15 protein-coding genes, 1 pseudogene and 1 riboswitch are annotated in these 17,533 nt (G+C 64.9%); of the genes and pseudogenes, 9 read left to right on the forward strand and 7 right to left on the reverse strand.

The window, feature by feature from the left end:
* Window positions 1–34: 34 nt before the first annotated feature.
* On the forward strand, window positions 35–2,683 hold the full coding sequence (locus tag BGRAMDRAFT_RS31310) for an FUSC family protein (RefSeq protein WP_006052932.1): 2,649 nt from the start codon (window positions 35–37) through the stop codon (window positions 2,681–2,683).
* 93 nt (window positions 2,684–2,776) lie between these two features.
* Here the strand turns inward: BGRAMDRAFT_RS31310 and BGRAMDRAFT_RS31315 are convergent, their stop codons facing one another.
* Window positions 2,777–3,010 carry a hypothetical protein gene (locus tag BGRAMDRAFT_RS31315; protein ID WP_006052933.1) on the reverse strand — a complete coding sequence of 78 codons (234 nt, stop codon included), beginning with the start codon at window positions 3,008–3,010 and terminating at the stop codon, window positions 2,777–2,779.
* 245 nt (window positions 3,011–3,255) lie between these two features.
* Here BGRAMDRAFT_RS31315 and BGRAMDRAFT_RS35740 point away from each other — a divergent pair, with 245 nt between their 5' ends.
* From BGRAMDRAFT_RS35740 to BGRAMDRAFT_RS31325, 3 genes and pseudogenes are all read left to right on the forward strand, one after another.
* Window positions 3,256–3,993, forward strand: coding sequence for a saccharopine dehydrogenase NADP-binding domain-containing protein (locus BGRAMDRAFT_RS35740; protein WP_006052934.1), 738 nt, complete (start codon window positions 3,256–3,258; stop codon window positions 3,991–3,993).
* Window positions 3,994–4,008: 15 nt separating this feature from the next.
* Window positions 4,009–4,683 (forward strand): annotated as a pseudogene (locus tag BGRAMDRAFT_RS35745) (saccharopine dehydrogenase C-terminal domain-containing protein); the annotation flags it as partial.
* A 22-nt stretch (window positions 4,684–4,705) separates the two neighbouring features.
* Complete coding sequence (locus BGRAMDRAFT_RS31325) at window positions 4,706–6,016, forward strand: NAD(P)/FAD-dependent oxidoreductase (RefSeq protein ID WP_006052937.1); 1,311 nt, start codon at window positions 4,706–4,708, stop codon at window positions 6,014–6,016.
* 49 nt (window positions 6,017–6,065) lie between these two features.
* Here BGRAMDRAFT_RS31325 and BGRAMDRAFT_RS31330 read toward each other — a convergent pair whose 3' ends face one another.
* Window positions 6,066–6,533 carry an Lrp/AsnC family transcriptional regulator gene (locus BGRAMDRAFT_RS31330; RefSeq protein WP_006052938.1) on the reverse strand — a complete coding sequence of 156 codons (468 nt, stop codon included), beginning with the start codon at window positions 6,531–6,533 and terminating at the stop codon, window positions 6,066–6,068.
* 132 nt (window positions 6,534–6,665) lie between these two features.
* Here BGRAMDRAFT_RS31330 and BGRAMDRAFT_RS31335 point away from each other — a divergent pair, with 132 nt between their 5' ends.
* Entirely contained in the window at window positions 6,666–7,298 is a 633-nt protein-coding gene (locus BGRAMDRAFT_RS31335; protein WP_374709760.1) for a cysteine dioxygenase family protein, read from the forward strand.
* Between the two features lie 73 nt (window positions 7,299–7,371).
* On the opposite strand, the gene BGRAMDRAFT_RS31340 is transcribed toward BGRAMDRAFT_RS31335, so the two are convergent.
* From BGRAMDRAFT_RS31340 to BGRAMDRAFT_RS31355, 4 genes are all read right to left on the reverse strand, one after another.
* A complete protein-coding gene (locus BGRAMDRAFT_RS31340; protein WP_029969214.1) occupies window positions 7,372–10,083 on the reverse strand; it encodes a mechanosensitive ion channel family protein in 2,712 nt (903 codons plus the stop codon).
* A gap of 188 nt (window positions 10,084–10,271) precedes the next feature.
* Complete coding sequence (locus tag BGRAMDRAFT_RS31345) at window positions 10,272–10,919, reverse strand: NAD(P)-dependent oxidoreductase (RefSeq protein WP_006052941.1); 648 nt, start codon at window positions 10,917–10,919, stop codon at window positions 10,272–10,274.
* 163 nt (window positions 10,920–11,082) lie between these two features.
* On the reverse strand, window positions 11,083–11,538 hold the full coding sequence (locus BGRAMDRAFT_RS31350) for an Rrf2 family transcriptional regulator (protein WP_006052942.1): 456 nt from the start codon (window positions 11,536–11,538) through the stop codon (window positions 11,083–11,085).
* Window positions 11,539–11,661: 123 nt separating this feature from the next.
* A complete protein-coding gene (locus tag BGRAMDRAFT_RS31355; RefSeq protein ID WP_006052943.1) occupies window positions 11,662–12,138 on the reverse strand; it encodes a hypothetical protein in 477 nt (158 codons plus the stop codon).
* 209 nt (window positions 12,139–12,347) lie between these two features.
* Between BGRAMDRAFT_RS31355 and BGRAMDRAFT_RS31360 the strand changes: the two genes are divergently transcribed.
* Window positions 12,348–12,929 (forward strand): DJ-1/PfpI family protein, encoded by a 582-nt coding sequence (locus BGRAMDRAFT_RS31360; protein ID WP_006052944.1) that lies wholly within the window; start codon window positions 12,348–12,350, stop codon window positions 12,927–12,929.
* A 117-nt stretch (window positions 12,930–13,046) separates the two neighbouring features.
* Window positions 13,047–13,373 carry a hypothetical protein gene (locus tag BGRAMDRAFT_RS31365; RefSeq protein WP_006052945.1) on the forward strand — a complete coding sequence of 109 codons (327 nt, stop codon included), beginning with the start codon at window positions 13,047–13,049 and terminating at the stop codon, window positions 13,371–13,373.
* 183 nt (window positions 13,374–13,556) lie between these two features.
* On the opposite strand, the gene BGRAMDRAFT_RS31370 is transcribed toward BGRAMDRAFT_RS31365, so the two are convergent.
* Window positions 13,557–15,257 carry a sensor histidine kinase gene (locus BGRAMDRAFT_RS31370; RefSeq protein WP_006052946.1) on the reverse strand — a complete coding sequence of 567 codons (1,701 nt, stop codon included), beginning with the start codon at window positions 15,255–15,257 and terminating at the stop codon, window positions 13,557–13,559.
* Window positions 15,258–15,675: 418 nt separating this feature from the next.
* On the opposite strand from BGRAMDRAFT_RS31370, the gene BGRAMDRAFT_RS31375 reads away from it, so the two are divergent.
* Window positions 15,676–16,878, forward strand: coding sequence for an ammonium transporter (locus BGRAMDRAFT_RS31375; RefSeq protein ID WP_006052947.1), 1,203 nt, complete (start codon window positions 15,676–15,678; stop codon window positions 16,876–16,878).
* A gap of 89 nt (window positions 16,879–16,967) precedes the next feature.
* Window positions 16,968–17,073: riboswitch (Fluoride riboswitch) on the forward strand.
* 75 nt (window positions 17,074–17,148) lie between these two features.
* Window positions 17,149–17,529, forward strand: a complete 381-nt coding sequence (gene crcB, locus BGRAMDRAFT_RS31380) for a fluoride efflux transporter CrcB (protein ID WP_006052948.1) — start codon at window positions 17,149–17,151, stop codon at window positions 17,527–17,529.
* Window positions 17,530–17,533 lie beyond the last annotated feature (4 nt).

Raw genomic sequence — 17,533 nt, forward strand, 5'->3', positions numbered from 1 at the left:
CCGCTTTTGTCAGAGAATAAAACCCAGGCTGTCGATGCGCTATTCGGTCGAGATAAAAAAATTCCTTTACAGCCAGTATTTTTATGGCGGACTGCGCATCGCGGTCGGCGTGTCGTTACCAGCGGTGCTGTGCCTGATCGTGTTTCACAATCGCGAGCTGGGCTTCACGATTGCGACGGGCGCGCTCGGCGCATGTGTCGTCGACATGCCGGGTCCGCTCAAGTACAAGCACAACGAAATGCTGGCGTGCTCGGTGATCGGTTTTCTGTCCGCGCTCGCCACCGGCCTTGCCACGGTCAATCCGGTGGCGCTGTGGTGCACCGTCGTGCCGCTCACGTTCGTGCTGTCGTTGATTGTCGTGTATGGCAACCGCTGGCCGCAGATCAGCTTCGCCACGCTCTTCATGATGATCATGACGCTCGAGGAGCACTTCACGCCGATACAGGCGCTCGTGAATGCGTCGTGGATACTCGTGGGCGGACTCTGGTTCACGTACTGGTCGACTGCCGTGAGCCGCTGGATGATGCATCGGATCGAGCAGCAGGCGCTCGCCGAAAGCGTGTTCGCCTGCGCCGATTATTTGCTCGCGCGCGCCGCGTTTTACGACCTCGATAACGATCTGGACGAGTGTTATCGCAACCTGGTCGCCAAGCAGATCGCCGCGGTCGAGCGGCAGGACGCGGCGCGTGACATCGTGCTGCGCAATCTGCCGAAGTTAAAGAGCGGCAAGCTCGAGCCGCGCCGCGCGATGCTGTTCAATCTCTTTATCAACACCGTCGATTTGCATGAGTTGTTCGTCGGCACGCATACCGACTACCCGCTCGTGCGCAATACCTTCGGCGGCACCGACCTGCTGGTGTTCTATCGCGATCTGATCCGCAAAGCCGCTGAGGATCTCGAGGAAATCGGGCTCGCTGTGCTGCAGAATCATGCGCCGCGCGCACGCGTGAATGTGAAGGCGGAACTGCGCGCCATCGAGTTCGAAATCGAACTGATGCGCAAGCAGGAGTTGCCGGCGAAGAATCCCGAGGCGTATTCGGCGGTGTCGTCCACATTCCGCCGCGTGTGGAGCGCCACGCGTCTGATCGACAAGATGCGCAAGAGTCTTTCGAGCGATCCGGCCACGACCGAAACGGAACTGCGCCTCGATCAGGCGCTGAACCGCTTCGTGTCGAGCCGCCGCGTGCCGTTCGGCCAGATCTTCTCGAACCTGACGATGTCCTCACCGAGCTTTCGTCACGCGTTGCGCGTGACGATCGCGGTGGCGGTCGGCTTCTGGCTCGGCCGCCTGCTGCCGCTCACGAACGCTTACTGGATCGTGATGACCACGGTCATCATCCTGAAGCCCGGTTATTCGCTGACCAAGCAGCGCAACGGGCAGCGGATCGTCGGCACGTTGATCGGCTGCACGGCGAGCATCGCGCTGATGATCTTCGTGAAGGAGCCGCACATTCTGCTGGTGGTAATGTTCGCGTCGATGGTGATGAGCTACAGCCTGCTGCTGTTCAATTACGCGGCGAGCGTGGTGTTCACGTCATCGTATGTGCTGCTGATGTTTCATCTGCTCGCGCCGGGCAGCCTGCACATCATCGGCGAACGCGCGATCGACACCGTGGTCGGCTGCGCGATCGCGATTGCCGCGAGCCATCTGTTCCCGTACTGGGAATATCGTCTGATGGGCAAGCTGGTCAACAACGTGATCAGCGCGACGCGGCAGTTTCTCGAAGCAAGCTGGTGGTGGAGCGGCAAGCCGGCCGCGCCGCTCGCCGCCACCGTGACCGAAGCGGGCGCGCGGGCGCCGGTCGCGGCAATGGCGGACCCGGCGATCGATGTCGGCAGGCCGGCGTTGGCGGCTGCAAGCGGGCCGCTGACGAGTGATGGTTTGGTGGCGGCTGGCAATCGGGGGGTATCGCAAGCGGATGTGTCGGCGAACGTGCGAACAGGCGCCGAAGCGAACATCGCAGGGAGCGCGGCGTTAGGCGCAACGGCAGGTTCAGCGGCAGGCTCAGCGGCAGGCGCAACGGCAGGTTCGGCAGCAGGTACATCAGCAGGCGCAACAGCAAGCCCATCGGCAACTGCACCGGCAACAACATCAAGCGCGCCCGCAAGCACACCCGCTTCCGCAACCACCAACACGACGGCGAAGCCCGTCGCCGGCGCCTCGCCCGCTGCCGCGGCCGCCGCCACTGCACTCGATCGCGATTACCGCTACCGCCTCGCGCGCAAGAACGTGCACGTCGCATTCGCGAACCTCGGCCAGGCCTTTCAGCGGATGATGCTCGAACCGAAATCGGCGCAGAAGTTCGTCCCCGAACTCAACGGTTTGCTGGTGAGCAGCCACGTGCTTGCATCGCAAATCACCGCAGCCGCGCCGCTCTTGCGCACCGCCGCGCAACACGCCGACGGCGTGTCGCTGCAGCCGCTGCAACGCGCGTTGAGTCTCGTGCGCGACAATCTCACCGAAGCAGAAGCAGGCACTGCGCCGCCTGCGGACCAGGGCGAGCAGATCAAACAGATCACGCGCGAACTGGACACGATGGTGGTCGAAGCGGAGAAATCGCAGGACTATTCGGCCGATGCGGTGCACGACATCAAACTGCTTGCGCATCAATGCAAGCAGATGCTGACGGCGGCGGCGTTGATTCGCAAGGACGCGAGCGTGATCCGCCTGCCCGATGAATGACGCGACCGGGCTTGAACTAGCGTAGTGAAGTGCGACGCCTAAGCGCGTCCGACTCAAACTCACACGCGGTCATACACCATGACCGCGACAAGCTCACTGCGCCGTGCCGCTCGCAGGCTTCGCAGCAATAGCCGCAGCGCTCGTCGCCGTGGCCGTCGCCGCAGCCGCGCCCGATGAAACGGAAGCCGCCGGCGCGTTGTCGTTGTCGAACTCGCGCTTCTCCTTGATCGCGTTATAGAACAGCGTGGCGATGACGAACAGTACCGCGACCACGATGAATACAGCGATGCCGAAGGTCGGGTTTTTCTTGCGCGGCGGTTTGTTCATGAGGCGACTCGGACCGCGAGGCAATCGCGGAAGATAGCGGAGAAGGCGGCATTCTACGCCGAGGCGCCTTGCACTCGCCTTGCAGTCGGCAAGCGGTGGACAGCAAGGCTTGCGATGCTATCGAACCGAAATGAAAAATCCCGGCACGCGCAATGCTGCGCCGCTAATGCGGGCCGAAACATTGGAGCCACGCATCACGCCCGCACAAAGAAGCGCGACCCAACGCGCGGTAGTCGGGAGGAAAGATGGATGCGCATGTGCATTGGACGAAGCACGCTGTTTGCAACAGCGGCGTTGTAATCATCGGATTCGGCAGCATAGCGAGTTCGCTTTTACCGGTGCTTTTAAGACACATCGAGGTGAGCCCCAAAGACGTGACCGTGGTGTGTCCGCCTGGTAATGACACGGCGATCGCCCATGAATGCGGCGTGCATGTCGTCGAGCAGGCGCTCAGCGAAGACAACTTCGAGACTCTGCTTACAGCTTATGTGACGAAAGGCACGCTGCTGGTCAACCTGTCGGTCAATGTGTCGAGCGAATCGCTGATTCGCTTTTGCTGGTCTCGCGACGCGCTCTATCTCGACACGTCCATCGAACCGTGGGAAGGCGGTTCTACCGATCCCGACCGTCCTCCGTCACGGCGCAGCAATTACGCACTGCGCGAGGCGGTGCTGGCTTTTCGTCTCGACAAGCGCGACGGCCCGACAGCGGTTTTGACGCAAGGCGCGAACCCTGGGCTCGCTTCGGCTTTCGTCAAACAGGCGCTGGTCGACATGGCGGAGAACAGCGGCATCCAGCCGACCGCGCTCGACAGCTATGAAGATTGGGCCGTGCTCGCGCAGCGCCTCCACATCAAGGCGATTCACGTCGCTGAACAGGACTGGCAGTTCTCCGAGCGCCGCAAGGCGCGCAACGAGTTCGTCAACACCTGGTCCGTCGATGCATTCGTCGAAGAAGGCATGCAGCCGGCGGAACTGGGCTAGGGCACGCATGAACGTCATTGGCCCGCCGACGCGCAGCGTCACGGGTTCGGCAGCGATGCGGCGATCTATCTGCAACGGCCGGGACTTGCCACGCGAGTACGCAGTTGGACGCCGCTCGCCGGCAGCTATCAGGGCTTTCTTGTCACGCATGGCGAGTCGATCTCGATCGCGGACCATCTGACATTGCGCAAGGACGGCGAGGTCGTGTACCGCCCGACGGTCCACTATGCGTATCGTCCGTGCGACGACGCGCTGCTGTCGATCGACGAATTCGCCGGACGTGGCTGGCGCATGCAGGACAACAAGCGGATCATGCGCGACGAAATCGTCGACGGCGCCGACGAACTCGGCGTGCTGCTGATGGGCAACGACAAAGGCGTTTACTGGTACGGCTCGCGGCTGACCACGCCGCAAGCCCGGCGCCTCGCTCCGCATAACACCGCGACGAGCCTCCAGGTGGTGGCCGGCATCATGGGCGGCATCGTGTGGGCACTCGAGAATCCGCGGGCCGGCGTGGTCGAACCCGACGACATCGACTATCGGACGGTGATGCGGGTCGCTCGTCCGTACCTGGGCGAACTCGTCGGCGTGTACGACACATGGACGCCGCTCGACCAGCGCTCGCCGCTTTTCGACACGCCGTACGACGAGGACCCCTGGCAGTTTCTCAACGTACGGGTTCCGTGGTGAACCGATACCTGGAGCGCAGCCTATGTCGTCGCTGCTGAACAAGGAGCTTGGTGTCGTCGAGGACTCGTATTACGAGGCGAGCGTCACGCGTCCGCAACCGAGCGCGCCGCTGCAGCAAAAGCTGTCCGTGGATGTGTGCGTGATCGGCGGCGGCTACGCGGGCGTTTCGTGCGCGTTGGAACTGGCCGGGCGCGGCTTCGACGTCGCGCTGCTGGAAGCGCAGCGCATCGGCTGGGGCGCGTCGGGCCGCAATGGCGGGCAGGCGATTGTCGGCTTCGGCGCGGAAGGGGAAGAGGCGATCGAGCAGCAGTGCTCGCGCGAGATTGCGCGCAAGGCGTGGGACGTGTCGCTCGAAGGTCTGCGCCTGCTCGAAGAGCGTCTCGCGCGTTATGACATCGAATGCCAATATCGGCGCGGTTATCTGACGCTCGCCGTCAACGATCGCAAGGCGCGCAAACTCAAGGAGTGGATGGAGCGCACGCAGGACCGGTATGCGTATCCGCTCGAATGGCTGGATCGGTCGGCGCTTCGTTCGCATATCGCCACGCAAAGATTTGCTGCCGGCGTGTATGACGGCGGGTCCGGTCATCTGCATCCGCTGCTGTACTGCCTCGGTCTCGGCGAAGCGGCGCGGCAAGCGGGAGTCAAGGTCTTCGAAAATTCAGCGGTGTCCCGGCTCGAACGAGGCGTGCGGCCCGTTGTGAAAACCGCTGAAGGCGCCGTGTCTTGCGACCGCGTGGTAATCGCCGGCAACGTCTATCTTGGCGAATTCGGCGATCATCCGGCGCCCGAGATCGAAGCGCGGATCATGCCGGTGGGCACCTACATGGTCGCCACCGAGCCGCTTTCCGAGGCCTTCGCCAACGAACTGATGCCGGGACGGGCCGCGGCGTCGGACAACAATCTCATCCTCGATTACTTCCGGCTGAGCGCCGACAACCGGCTGTTGTTCGGCGCCGGAGAAAGCTATGACGCCACGACGCCGCGTAATCTGATCGACAGGATGCGGGATCGGATCACGGGCGTTTTCCCGCAACTCGCCGATGTCGGCATCGACTACGCCTGGGGCGGTTTCGTCGACGTCACGATGAACCGCGCGCCGGACCTCGGCCGGATCGGCGCGAACATTTACTACGTGCAAGGCTTTTCCGGGCACGGTCTGGTGTTCGCGGGAATGGCCGGGAAGATTCTCGCCGACGCGATCGCGGGCGACGCGTCGACCTTCGACGTGTTCAGCCGCATCCGGCATCGACGTTTCCCCGGCGGCAAGGCGCTTCGCACGCGGGCTCTGGTGCTGGGCATGTGGTACTACAAGCTGCGCGAGCTTTTGTAGGCCAACGCCGTCAGATACGCGAAGCCGATCGCTACGCGCCCGCTCGCCGTCACGCGCTATACCGCACCGGCAGCGCCGTCGAATATTTGATTTGCTCCATCGCGAAGCTCGAACTGACGTCGTACAGCGGCACGGCGGCGATCAACAGCTTGTACACGCGGTCGTAGTCGTCGATGTCGGAAACCACCACGCGCAGCAGGTAATCCGTCTCGCCGCTCATCCGGTACACCTCCACCACTTCGGGAATGTCCTGCACCGCCTGCGTGAAAGTCTGCGCCCACGCCTGCGTGTGCTGATTCGTGCGAACCGCCACGAACACGGTCGTGCCGACGCCCAGCTTGCGCGCATCGCACAGCGCCACTTGCCCGCGGATCACACCGGTCTCCTTCAGACGCTGCAGCCGCTTCCAGCACGGCGTTTGCGACAGATTCACGCGCTGCGCCAGTTCGGCAATCGGCATTGTCGCGTCTTCCTGCAGCAACTCGAGCAGCTTCCTGTCGATGATGTCCATTCCCATCGTCTCACCCCTTTAGCAAATTTTTCTACTTTTCAGATTGATGGGGGAATTATATGGAAACTCTTTCTCCGGACAAAACGGTATAAATCCTGATCCGAAGAAAAACACGGCAGCCAGTGCCGTTCAACGACCGTGACTCACAACCTCGCTTCCTCCGCCGCCCTCCTCGATACGTTCACACAAGCTTGCGCCGCGCACGATCTGCCTTCGCGCGCCGCTCAGCCCGCGCCTCTCGCCCGCCTGTGCGATGCGCTCGACGCCATGTTCGAAGCATGCGCCCAATTTGCCGAGCCTTCGCATTCGAGCTTCTTCGCACGCAGCATGCGTATCGCGCTCGCAGAAGCGGCTGCTGATGCCGGACTGCTCACGCCCGCGCAGCGCGAGGGATCGAGTGAGAACTACCGCCGTCATCTGCTCGCCGCCGATCCGCACGGCCGCTATGCGATCGCCGCGCTTGTCTGGCAGCCGCATCAGGCGAGCCCCGTGCATGCGCATCACACATGGTGCGGATACGCGGTGATCGACGGCGCGTTGAGCGAAACGGTTTTCGAATGGAACGAGCGCGAGCAGTGTGCGAGCGCTGAACGCACGCAGGCGCGCAGGCAAGGCGCGGTGTCGTTCGTGCGAGGCGGCCGCGGCAGTATTCATCGGCTGCAAAATAGCAGCGATGCGCCGGCCGTGTCGCTGCATATTTACGGCGTGCCTGGCGCGCGCATCGCCACGCATGTCAACGATGTAGTGCGCGCCGCGCCCGTGCTTGTCTGACAGCGGCACGGCGAGCGCGGGCAAGGCACGAACACACGCACAAAACTTCGCGCCCTCTGCCCTCGCCGAATAATCAGCTCTTGCCTTCGCCCGCCGTGGGAACCTGCGGCGGAATCGGCGCCGTTTGCGCGGTCGCCGGCGGCGCCGGCCGTGGTTCATGCGACACATCGCGCGCCACCGCTACCGCCGGATGCGCGCCGCGCATCGGCAGCGTTTTCTCAGTGTGCGGGCGAGCATGGCCGGACTCGTGGCCGTGTTCTTCACGTCCGGCTTCGTCTGGCGTGCCGTCGTCGCGCCACGGCTGCCCCTCGCTGTCTTTCGACGACGTGAACAAGCGCATCTGCGGCACCGGAATCTCGATGCCGGCTTCGTCCATCTTGCGCTTGAGCCGCGCATTGAACGCCCGCGCCACGCTCCATTGCTGCAGCGGCCGCGTCTTGATCTGCCCTTTGACGACCATCCAGTTCGGATCGAAACGGTCGAGGCCCCACACTTCGATCGGCCCGAGCATCTCACGCCGGTAACGGAAGTCGGCCATCAGGTCGGCGCCGACTTCGCGGATCATCTGCGTGATTTCATCGACGTCGGTCGAGAACGACATGCGCACTTCGAACACGGCATACGCGAAGTCGCGCGACAGATTCTTGACGATCTTGATCTGCGAGAACGGAATCGCGTGAATCGCGCCCTGACCGTCGCGCAGCCGCACCGTGCGGATCGACAGATGCTCGACCGTGCCTGCATGGCCGCCGTCCACATCGATCCAGTCGCCCACTGAAATCGTGTCTTCGATGATGATGAAAAGCCCCGTGATCAGGTCGGTCACGAGCGACTGCGCGCCGAAGCCGATCGCGAGACCGATCACGCCGGCGCCCGCGAGCAGCGGCGTCACGTTGATGCCGAGATTCGCCGCCGTGACGATGCCCGCGATCGTCATGATGCTCACGAGCAGCACGTTGCGCACGAGCGGCAACATCGTGCGCGCCCGCGTGCTCGGGTTGCGCGACTTGTTGCGCGAGCTGCCGGGATTGAGCGCCTCCGTGATCGCGGTGTCGACGAGAATCCACAGCAGCCACGCGATGAACACCGTCGCGACGATCGCGGTCACCGCATGTGCGATGCCGCGCGCCGCGACGTTTTCCTCGACGACCGCGGCCAGCGACACGCCCCACAAACGCGCCGCCAGTTCGAAGAAAAACAGCCAGATGAAAAGCGTCAGCAACGTGCCGCAAAAACGCAGCAAGCGCGTGAGATACGGCGAGCGGCGCCGCGCGCGCGGACTGCGCGGGCGCGTCATGCGCAGGACGATGGCCGACAGGAAGAACGCGAGCACGAGCAACAGCGCGGTCACCACCGAAATCTGCAGCACGTTTTCGCTCGAACCCGAGCCGCCGAGCGTGGCAACCACGGACGCCGTCGCCAGCACGAGGACCGGCACGTGCCACAGCGCGGCGAGCACCTCGAAGGCGTCGGTCGCGGCCTTGTGATCGTTGCGCTGTTCGTAAGGCCGGTTGCGGATCAGGTGCGCGACCGGCCGGCGAAACGCGAGCGCGAAATAGCCGGCGAGCACGGCGGCCGTCATGTTGGCGGCGGTCGAAACGAGTGCGGCCAGGTTGGTGCCGAGTTGATGCGCGACGTCGTAATTGACCGCGGCGTCGCCGAGCGCGCCGAACACGCCGACCGCGAACAGCAGGCGCCGCGCATGATCGATCAGCAGACGCACGGCGATGCGCCGGTGCCCCGAGCCGAACAGCGAAAACATGATCAGGCAGATCGCCGAAAACACCGCGCCCGCGACGATCGCATAGGCGACCACCATGCCGAGCGTGCGGCCGAGCGCATCGGGCATCGCGCGCACGAACAGCAGCGCGGCGACGAACGCGATGATCCACGGCCCCACGCGCCGCAACGCGAAGACGAGCAGCTCGCGTGTCGTCGGATTGGGATTCAGTCCCATCACGATGCCGAGGCGCCGGTACAGCCGCTGCTGCAAATAGATCAGCGCGGCCGCGCATGCGCCCCAGCCGGCCAGCATCGCGAACATCGACAGGAGAATGCGGCCGAAGCTCTCCGGCCCCTGGCCGGAGATGATGGTGTAAAGCTCGTTGCCGGCCGCGTTGAAGCGCCCGCCCCAGTAGCGCACGGGCGTACGGCCCTGATGCATGTCCGATTCGAACGACGCGATGCCCGACGCAATCGCGCCGAGCAAGCCGGGACTCGGCTGCGCGGGCGCCGGCGCGAGCGGGCCGACGGTGCGCGAGACGTCGCGCAGTTTTTTGAGTTGCGCGACGAGCGCGGTGCGCTGGCGGTCGTTGTCGAGCGTGGCGATGACGCTGTCTAGCGAACGCGCGATTTCCGCCTGGCTCGCGGGCGACGGCGCCGACGCGGCCTCGGCCGCCGATGCGCCGGACGCCTCCGACGCGGGCGCGACCGTCGCGCTGTTGATCAGGCTCTGCAACGCGGGGATGACGGGCGTGCTGCTGGCTGCAGTGCCGGCGGCGTGCGCGCCGAGAGGCAGCGATGCAGCGCAGAGGAGAAGCGCGATTCCGATCGCGGCGGGACATGCGCTGATGACGGCACGAAGCCACGCACTGATCGAAGCGCTGATTGAACCGCTTCGCGCCGCATATCTGCGAGCCGACCCGCCCGCGCGCACACGAGCGCCGCCGCGGACGTGCGGCCATCCGACGCAAGCGGAAAGACGAACAAATGCAGCGTGAATCGAAGAAAGCCCGCCGTTTGACGGCGCAGCCTCGGATTCACGCCGCGATGGGCATGACTGCATGGCAATCCGTGAGAAAACGGGAGACGCCAGTGTAGCCTCAGTTGGCGCGCCCGCAACCGGACATGCGTAACGGATTGTTAGGACGCTTGCATGATTTCATGCGTGCAGCGCGCCGCGGACGGTGACGAGCCGCGGCCCCATGCCACCCACGCCGCGCGGCACGCACGCCGCGCAAGCACGCGGCGCCTTCAATAAGCGACCGTCGCGAGCTGACGGATGAAACGGCCCTGCTCGAGTTCGTCGACGAACGCGATCGCGTAATCCTCGGCGGAAATGCGGCTGTTGCCTTCGGCGTCGGCGATCAGCGAGTTCGTGCCGGTGCGGAACGTACCTGTGCGCTCACCCGGCGCGATGATCGCGGCCGGCGAAAAGAACGTCCAGTCGAGATCGGCGACGCTGCGGTAGTAGCCGAGCGCATCGCGATGCGCGAGCGCGACGGCCTTGTAGGCATCCGGGAAACCTTCGCTATCGACGAGCTGTTTGCCCGGCGCGACTTCGAGCGAGCCCGCGCCGCCCACCACCACGAGGCGCTTCAGACCCGCGGCGCGCACACCTTCGACCAGCGCGCGAGTCGCCTTGTCCAGCACGCCGACGTCGCCTTGCGGCGGCGCATACGCGCTCGCCACCACGTCGTGACCGCGCACCGCTGCGCCGACGCTCGCCGCGTCGAGCAGGTCGGCCTGCGCCGCTTTGAGATTCGGCACGTCGGCCGGAACGCGCGCGGGATTGCGCGCAAGCGCCGTGACCTGATGCCCGCGACGCGCCGCTTCGGCCGCAATTCGCGAACCGATCATGCCGGTCGCGCCGAACAATGCGATCTTCAACTGCTTGCTCATTTCAATGCTCCTGTCATTTGTTTATATGTAACCAAGATGATTACATATATGCCGCAAAAAAGAGGGGCCTCGGCCCCCGTCTGTCATTCCGCGCTTATTGCGCGCTCATTGCGTGCGCATTAGCAATCATCGGCGAGCGCGGTTTCAGCTTCAAGCACCCGCGTCACCCATGCGGCCGCCGCTTGCGTTCGCGCGCTCGCTCCGCGCGCAGCAAGTCCGCCGTCGCGTCGGCCAGCGTGCGCTGCGCGAGCGACGCCTCCATCGCCTGCTGCGCTTCGTCGATGATTCCGCGCAGCACGACCTGGATGTTGCGCCCCACCATGCACGCCGGATTCGGCTCCTCGCGATGAAGCGCGAAGAGCTGCGCGTCGTCGACTGCGCGGTACACGTCGAGCAGCGAAATCTGCTCGGGCGCGCGGGCGAGCAGCGCGCCGCCGCCCGCGCCGAGCTGTGAGGTGGTGAGACCCGCTTCGGCCAGCATGGTCAAAAGCCGCCGGATCAGCGCGGGATTCGTATTCACGCTGCCCGCGATCATCTCCGACGAAAGCGGCGTGCCCTCCTGCAAAGACAACAGCGCGAGCACATGCACCGCAAATGCAAACCGGCTACTGGTGTTCACAACAACCCGCCCTGCGACGACAATGTGTAACCATAGTAATTACATTTATCGGCACTGTCAAATGCGTCCGCTCTTCCCGGCCGAACGCACGAACGCGCGCGATGGAATCGGCTCACGCGCATCTCACTTGTCCATCTGCTTTTGCGCATCGCCGCCGTAGCCCGAACCGGACGACGAAGCGGCCGCACTCGTCGACGAAGCCGAGCTTTGCGCCGACCACTGCTGCAGTTTGCGCCCCGCGTTTTCCAGGCTCTCGCCGGTCAGCGACGCGGCTTTGCCGAGCTGCGCCTGCGCCGCGCTGGCGGCGTTCTGCAGATTCGCCTGAGCGCTCGACGCGAGCGCATTCGGATCGATCGTGACCGTCGGCGCCGAAGCCGATTGAATGTTCTGCTGCGCCGCGGATTTGGTTTCGTCGACCTTCTGCCCGACGTAACTCGCGGCCTGATCGAGCTTCTGCGACGCGGCCTGCGCGGCGTCGTTGAGCTTGCCGGCAACCTGCCCCGCCGACGCATCGTTCTTCTGGCAGGCCGCGAGACCGCCGAATACGAACAGGACCACGGCGGCACGGCGCAGCAACGGCGAACGGATGGATGAATTCATGTGTGTATGTGAACCGCGCGAAGCGGCCTCTCTGACGAAAACGCGCTCATCATACGCTGTTGCCGCTGCCTGCCGGACAACGGCTTCATGCGCGATAAATCGACGCGCACGGCGGGCGGCGGCCGTCGCGGTTCTGTCAAAGCTTGTGCGGTAGACTGGCCAACGCAATCGAGCATTGCTGTGTTCCCTTGACCCACTGGAGGCATACGATGGCGGCAAAGAAGATTCTGTTTCTCACCGGCGATTTCGCCGAGGATTACGAAACGATGGTGCCGTTTCAGGCGCTGCAGGCAGTCGGACATGTAGTCGACGCGGTGTGCCCGGACAAGAAGGCCGGCGACCGGATCAAGACCGCCATTCATGATTTCGAAGGGGATCAGACCTACACCGAAAAGCCGGGGCATCTGTTCGCGCTGAACGCATCGTTCGAAGACGCCGATCCGCGTCAGTACGATGCGCTCGCGATTGCCGGCGGGCGCGCGCCCGAGTATCTGCGGCTCAATCCGAAAGTCATCGACATCGTGCGGCAGTTCGCCGAAGCCAGCAAACCGATCGCCGCGATCTGTCATGCCGCGCAGTTGCTCGCCGCCGCGGACGTGATCCGCGGCAAGCGCATCTCCGCGTATCCGGCCTGCGCGCCCGAGGTGAAGCTGGCCGGCGGCGAGTACGCCGACATTCCCGTCGACGCCGCGATCACCGACGGCAACTTCGTGACGGCGCCCGCGTGGCCCGCGCATCCCGAATGGCTGCGTCAATTCCTCGTTCTGCTCGGCACGCGTATCGAGCTTTGAGCCGGCTCAAATGCCGCGGGCGGCCACGGCGGTCGCGCGCGGCATTTGAGAGTCGTCCTATGGTTCGCGCCGGAGGGCCTTCCTATAGTCACGGGCTGACTTGTGGAGCGCTTTTCGATGGAACTTACCGACTGGATCGTCATTCTCGCCGTCGCGTTGATCGCGATTGCTTTTCGCTGCGCGCGCACGCCGGCCGGCTGGGCTCGTGAAAACCGCGCGCGGCGCCTCGCCGGCACGCGAATGCTGGTGCTGGCAGCCTGCTCGGTCTGGGCGGCTTTGTTGATTCTGGCGCGCTGCGTGTTCGCGCTCGACGGCCTGCTCGGCCTGCGCCCCACGCTCTACCAGGTGCTCGTCGTGGTCGCCGTTCTGCTTGCCTGCGCGTGCTACTGGTCGGTTCGCGGCCGGCAACTGCTGAAGTCGCGCCGTTTGTTTGCTTCTTGCTGAGGTGATGTAGCCTGCGGTCACGCTGGCCCACCATCCTGGTCGGTTCCGAGCCATCGCCTCGGTTTCCGCTTCACGCAACCCTTCCTGATTTTCGATTCGCTCGCGCCTGCGCCGCCCGCAGGCCGTCGCGGGTGCTAGCGCATCACCCGCTCGACCGCTGCCCACCGCAACCCACGGCAGCCCTTACGGGCCCATCCGCAGATTCCCCGGCTTGTCCATCGCCTGATCGTTGGCCGCCACGGATAGCGGTCGCCCTCCGCGCCCTTCACCGCCTTCACGCGCTCGCCCCGCCGCCGGCCGGGCGCCCGCTTCGGGCAGCGACAGATAAAACGTCGTGCCCACGCCTTCGGCCGACTCCGCCCAGACCCGCCCGCCGTGCCGCTCGACGACGCGCCGCACCAGCGCGAGCCCAATCCCCTCGCCCGCGGCCGCCGTGCCGTGCAAGCGCTGAAACGCGTTGAACAGCCGCGGCAGCGCGATCGCCGGAATGCCGAGGCCGTTGTCGCGCACGTAAAAGATCCGCAGCGACTGAACGCCCGGCGGCGCGGGCGTCGTGCCGATTTCGATCCGGCCTTCGCGCGACGGGTCCAGATAATTCACCGCATTGCCGATCAGATTCGCGAACACCTGCTCGAGCGCGGTCGGATCGCCCCACACGGCCGGCAAGTCGCTCACCTGCACCTGTGCCCGCCGCGCGCGGATCGAGCCCTGCATCGCGTCGATCACGCGCGGCACGATATCGCGCACCTCGACTTTCTGATGCCGGTATTCGACGCGGCCGATGCGCGACAGCCGCAACAACGCGTCGATGATGTGCGACGCGCGCAGCACCGCCGTCTGCAGATAATGCAGCGCTTCGCCGATGTCCTCGTCGACCACCCGCTCGATGCGTTGCCGCATCTGCGCGTCGATCGACGAATCGCTGAGAGCCGCGCGCAGTTCGTCGCACGCGCGGATCAGTTCCTTCGAAAAGCCCTGCAGATTGACGAGCGGCACGCGCAGATCGTGCGACACGCTGTAGATGAACATCTCGTTTTCCTGCGTCTGCTGCCGCAGCGTCTCGTTGATGCGCGCAAGCTCGTCCGCGCGGCGCGCAAGGTCCGCCTGAAAGCGCGCCTGGATGCGCTCGGCCTCGAGCAGGCGCCGGCTGGTCTCGTGCAAGGTCAGGTCGAGTTGCGCGATTTCGTCGTGACCCGGCCCGATCGGCGCGAGCGGCTCGTTGCCGGCAAGGCGCCCGGCGTTGTCCGACAGGACCGCAAGCCGGCCACGCAAGCCGCGCGTAAAGAGCCACACGGCCAGCGCCACGAACAGCAGCGAGCCGAACACCGCCGCGCCGACCAGCGCCTGTTGCCGCTCGCGCGCGGCGTCGGCGGCATTGGCGCGCTGGCTGTCGAGACGCCGCTCTTCCGCCTGGAAGGCGGCCACCTGCTGGCGAAAGCGGTCGAGCACGTCGGTCTGCGCAAGATCGCCGAAGCGCTCGACGATGTCGTTGCCGCGGCCCGAGCGCAGCATGTCCTGCATGCGGTCGGACCATTGCCGGTAGGCCTGCACCGCCTGGCGCACCTGGACGACGCGTTCGACCTCGGCCGGGTTGTCAGAGACGAGTTCCGCGAGCTGATCGATCCGCCGGTCGACATCGACCCAGACTGAGAGCGGTGTCACAAAGTGGTTGTCGCCGGCAAGCACCGCGCCGCGCAGCGCGACAGACTCGCCGAGTACCGGATCGAGAATCGACGTGGTCTGGCGCAGCACTTCCTGACCGTGGACGGCCCAGCGCTCGGCGTCGGCCGCGTCGGACTGCGCCTTGACCAGTCCTGACAGAAGCGCGAGTTCGAAGACCGCCGGAATCGCGATCCGCAGCAGGCCTTTAGTGGTAAGTCGCATGCGTGCGCATTGGAAGGTGGGCCGCCAGTCGTGTACGGGACGGGACATTATGTCGGCGTTTGCTGCGGAAACAAAGGGTCGGGCTAGCGCCCAAACTTTGGCGGCAAGCGTGTCGATGCAGGCGGCCGGTCGGGCTGCATCCGATCTCCTCGCGCGGTCCGCGCGCGACGCCGCGCCCGTAAGCGGGACGAAAACTTTGGACCCGCAATGGATCATAGGAACCAAAACGGGACGTTTCCGCACATCTTTTGTGCTTGGACGCGTGCATTGAAGGTGCAGACTGCGCGACTCGGGGCTCGCCGTCGCAGGCGACAATCCCAATCCGGTGCCCGTTTGCACTGCGTTCGCCGGACAAGCACCTTTTTGGCCCGCTTCTTGCATCCAATGCCCGACTTTTTGGCATAAGCGGAAATAACCGATGGATAGCTTGAAAACCGGCACCGATACGCTCTTTCTTTTGCTCGGGGCCGCCATGGTGCTGGCGATGCACGCGGGATTCGCCTTTCTCGAGCTCGGCACCGTGCGCAAGAAGAACCAGGTCAACGCACTGGTCAAGATTCTGGTGGACTTCTCGGTCTCCACGATCGCCTATTTCTTTATCGGCTACACGATCGCGTACGGCGTGCAGTTCTTCGACAACGCCGGGACGCTCGCCGCGCACAACGGCTACGCGCTCGTGCGCTTCTTTTTCCTGCTGACGTTCGCCGCCGCGATTCCCGCGATCGTCTCGGGCGGCATCGCCGAGCGCTCCAAGTTCAATCCGCAGCTTTTCGCTACCTTCGTGCTGGTGGGTTTTGTCTATCCGTTCTTCGAAGGCATCGCGTGGAATGAGCGCTTCGGCGTGCAGGCGTGGATTGCGCAGACGTTCGGCGCGCCGTTTCACGACTTCGCCGGTTCGGTCGTCGTGCACGCGTTCGGCGGCTGGGTCGCGCTGCCGGCTGTGCTGCTGCTCGGCGCGCGCCACGGCCGCTATCACCGCGACGGCGGGATTGCCGCGCATCCGCCGTCGAATATTCCGTTTCTGGCGCTGGGCGCGTGGGTGCTGGCCGTCGGCTGGTTCGGCTTTAACGTGATGAGCGCGCAGACCGTCGACAAGATCAGCGGACTCGTCGCCGTCAATTCGCTGATGGCGATGGTCGGCGGCACGCTGACCGCCTGGCTCGCGGGCCGCAACGATCCGGGCTTCACGTACAACGGGCCGCTCGCCGGGCTGGTCGCCGTATGCGCCGGCTCGGACCTGATGCATCCGCTCGGCGCACTCGTCACGGGCGGCATCGCCGGCGTGCTGTTCGTCTATATGTTCACGTGCGTGCAAAACCGCTGGCGCATCGACGACGTGCTCGGCGTGTGGCCCTTGCACGGTCTGTGCGGCGCGTGGGGCGGCGTCGCGGCGGGCATCTTCGGCTTGCGGGCGCTCGGCGGAATGGGCGGCGTGTCGTTCGGCGCGCAGGTGCTCGGCACGCTCGGCGGGATTGTCGTGGCGACGCTCGGCGGCACGCTCGTGTACGGCGCGATTCGCCTGACGGTGGGCCTGCGGCTCGACCAGGAGGACGAATACAACGGAGCCGACCTGTCGATCCACAAGATTTCCGCGACGCCGGAGCGCGAAAGCCTCGGCTGATGCAGCGGCTCGCGTGGGCACAAGCCGATGCCAGTGGGCAAGCCGCGGCCTGGTCCGACCTGTCCCCATAGAGCCGCCGAATGTTAGACTTGCGTGCTGGAGATGGCATTCTCCAATGGGTGTCCGGCGTGCGCTTCAACACACGCGCTCGCGCGAACCCATTAACCGCCTCGTGCTGATGATGCCTGCTTCCCCGGACCCATGCGGAGGCGGCATCGCGTCTCCCCGCTCAGCCCGGCTTGTCGACTCCGGTTTCAGCAAAGTCCACTCATGTACTGGTCCATCTTGGCCGTCGCTATCGGCGGTGCGCTCGGTTCGCTGTTTCGCTGGTTTCTCGGCCTGCGTCTGAATGCGCTATTTCCGTCGCTGCCGCTCGGCACCTTTGCCGCCAATGTGATCGCCGGCTACGTGATCGGCGTGGCCGTCGCCGGCTTTGCGCGCGCGCCGCAGATCGCGCCGGAATGGCGGCTCTTCGTGATCACCGGGATGATGGGCGGACTCTCCACCTTCTCGACCTTCTCCGCCGAAGTCGTGCAGCATCTGCAGGACGGCCGCCTCGGCTGGGCCGCGGGCGAAGTCGCGATTCACGTCGGCGCGTCGCTTTGCATGACGGTTCTCGGCATCGCCACGGTCGCGCTTTTATCGCGTTGAGAGA

Origin of the sequence: Paraburkholderia graminis C4D1M, assembly GCF_000172415.1 — a bacterium.
Lineage (GTDB): Bacteria > Pseudomonadota > Gammaproteobacteria > Burkholderiales > Burkholderiaceae > Paraburkholderia > Paraburkholderia graminis.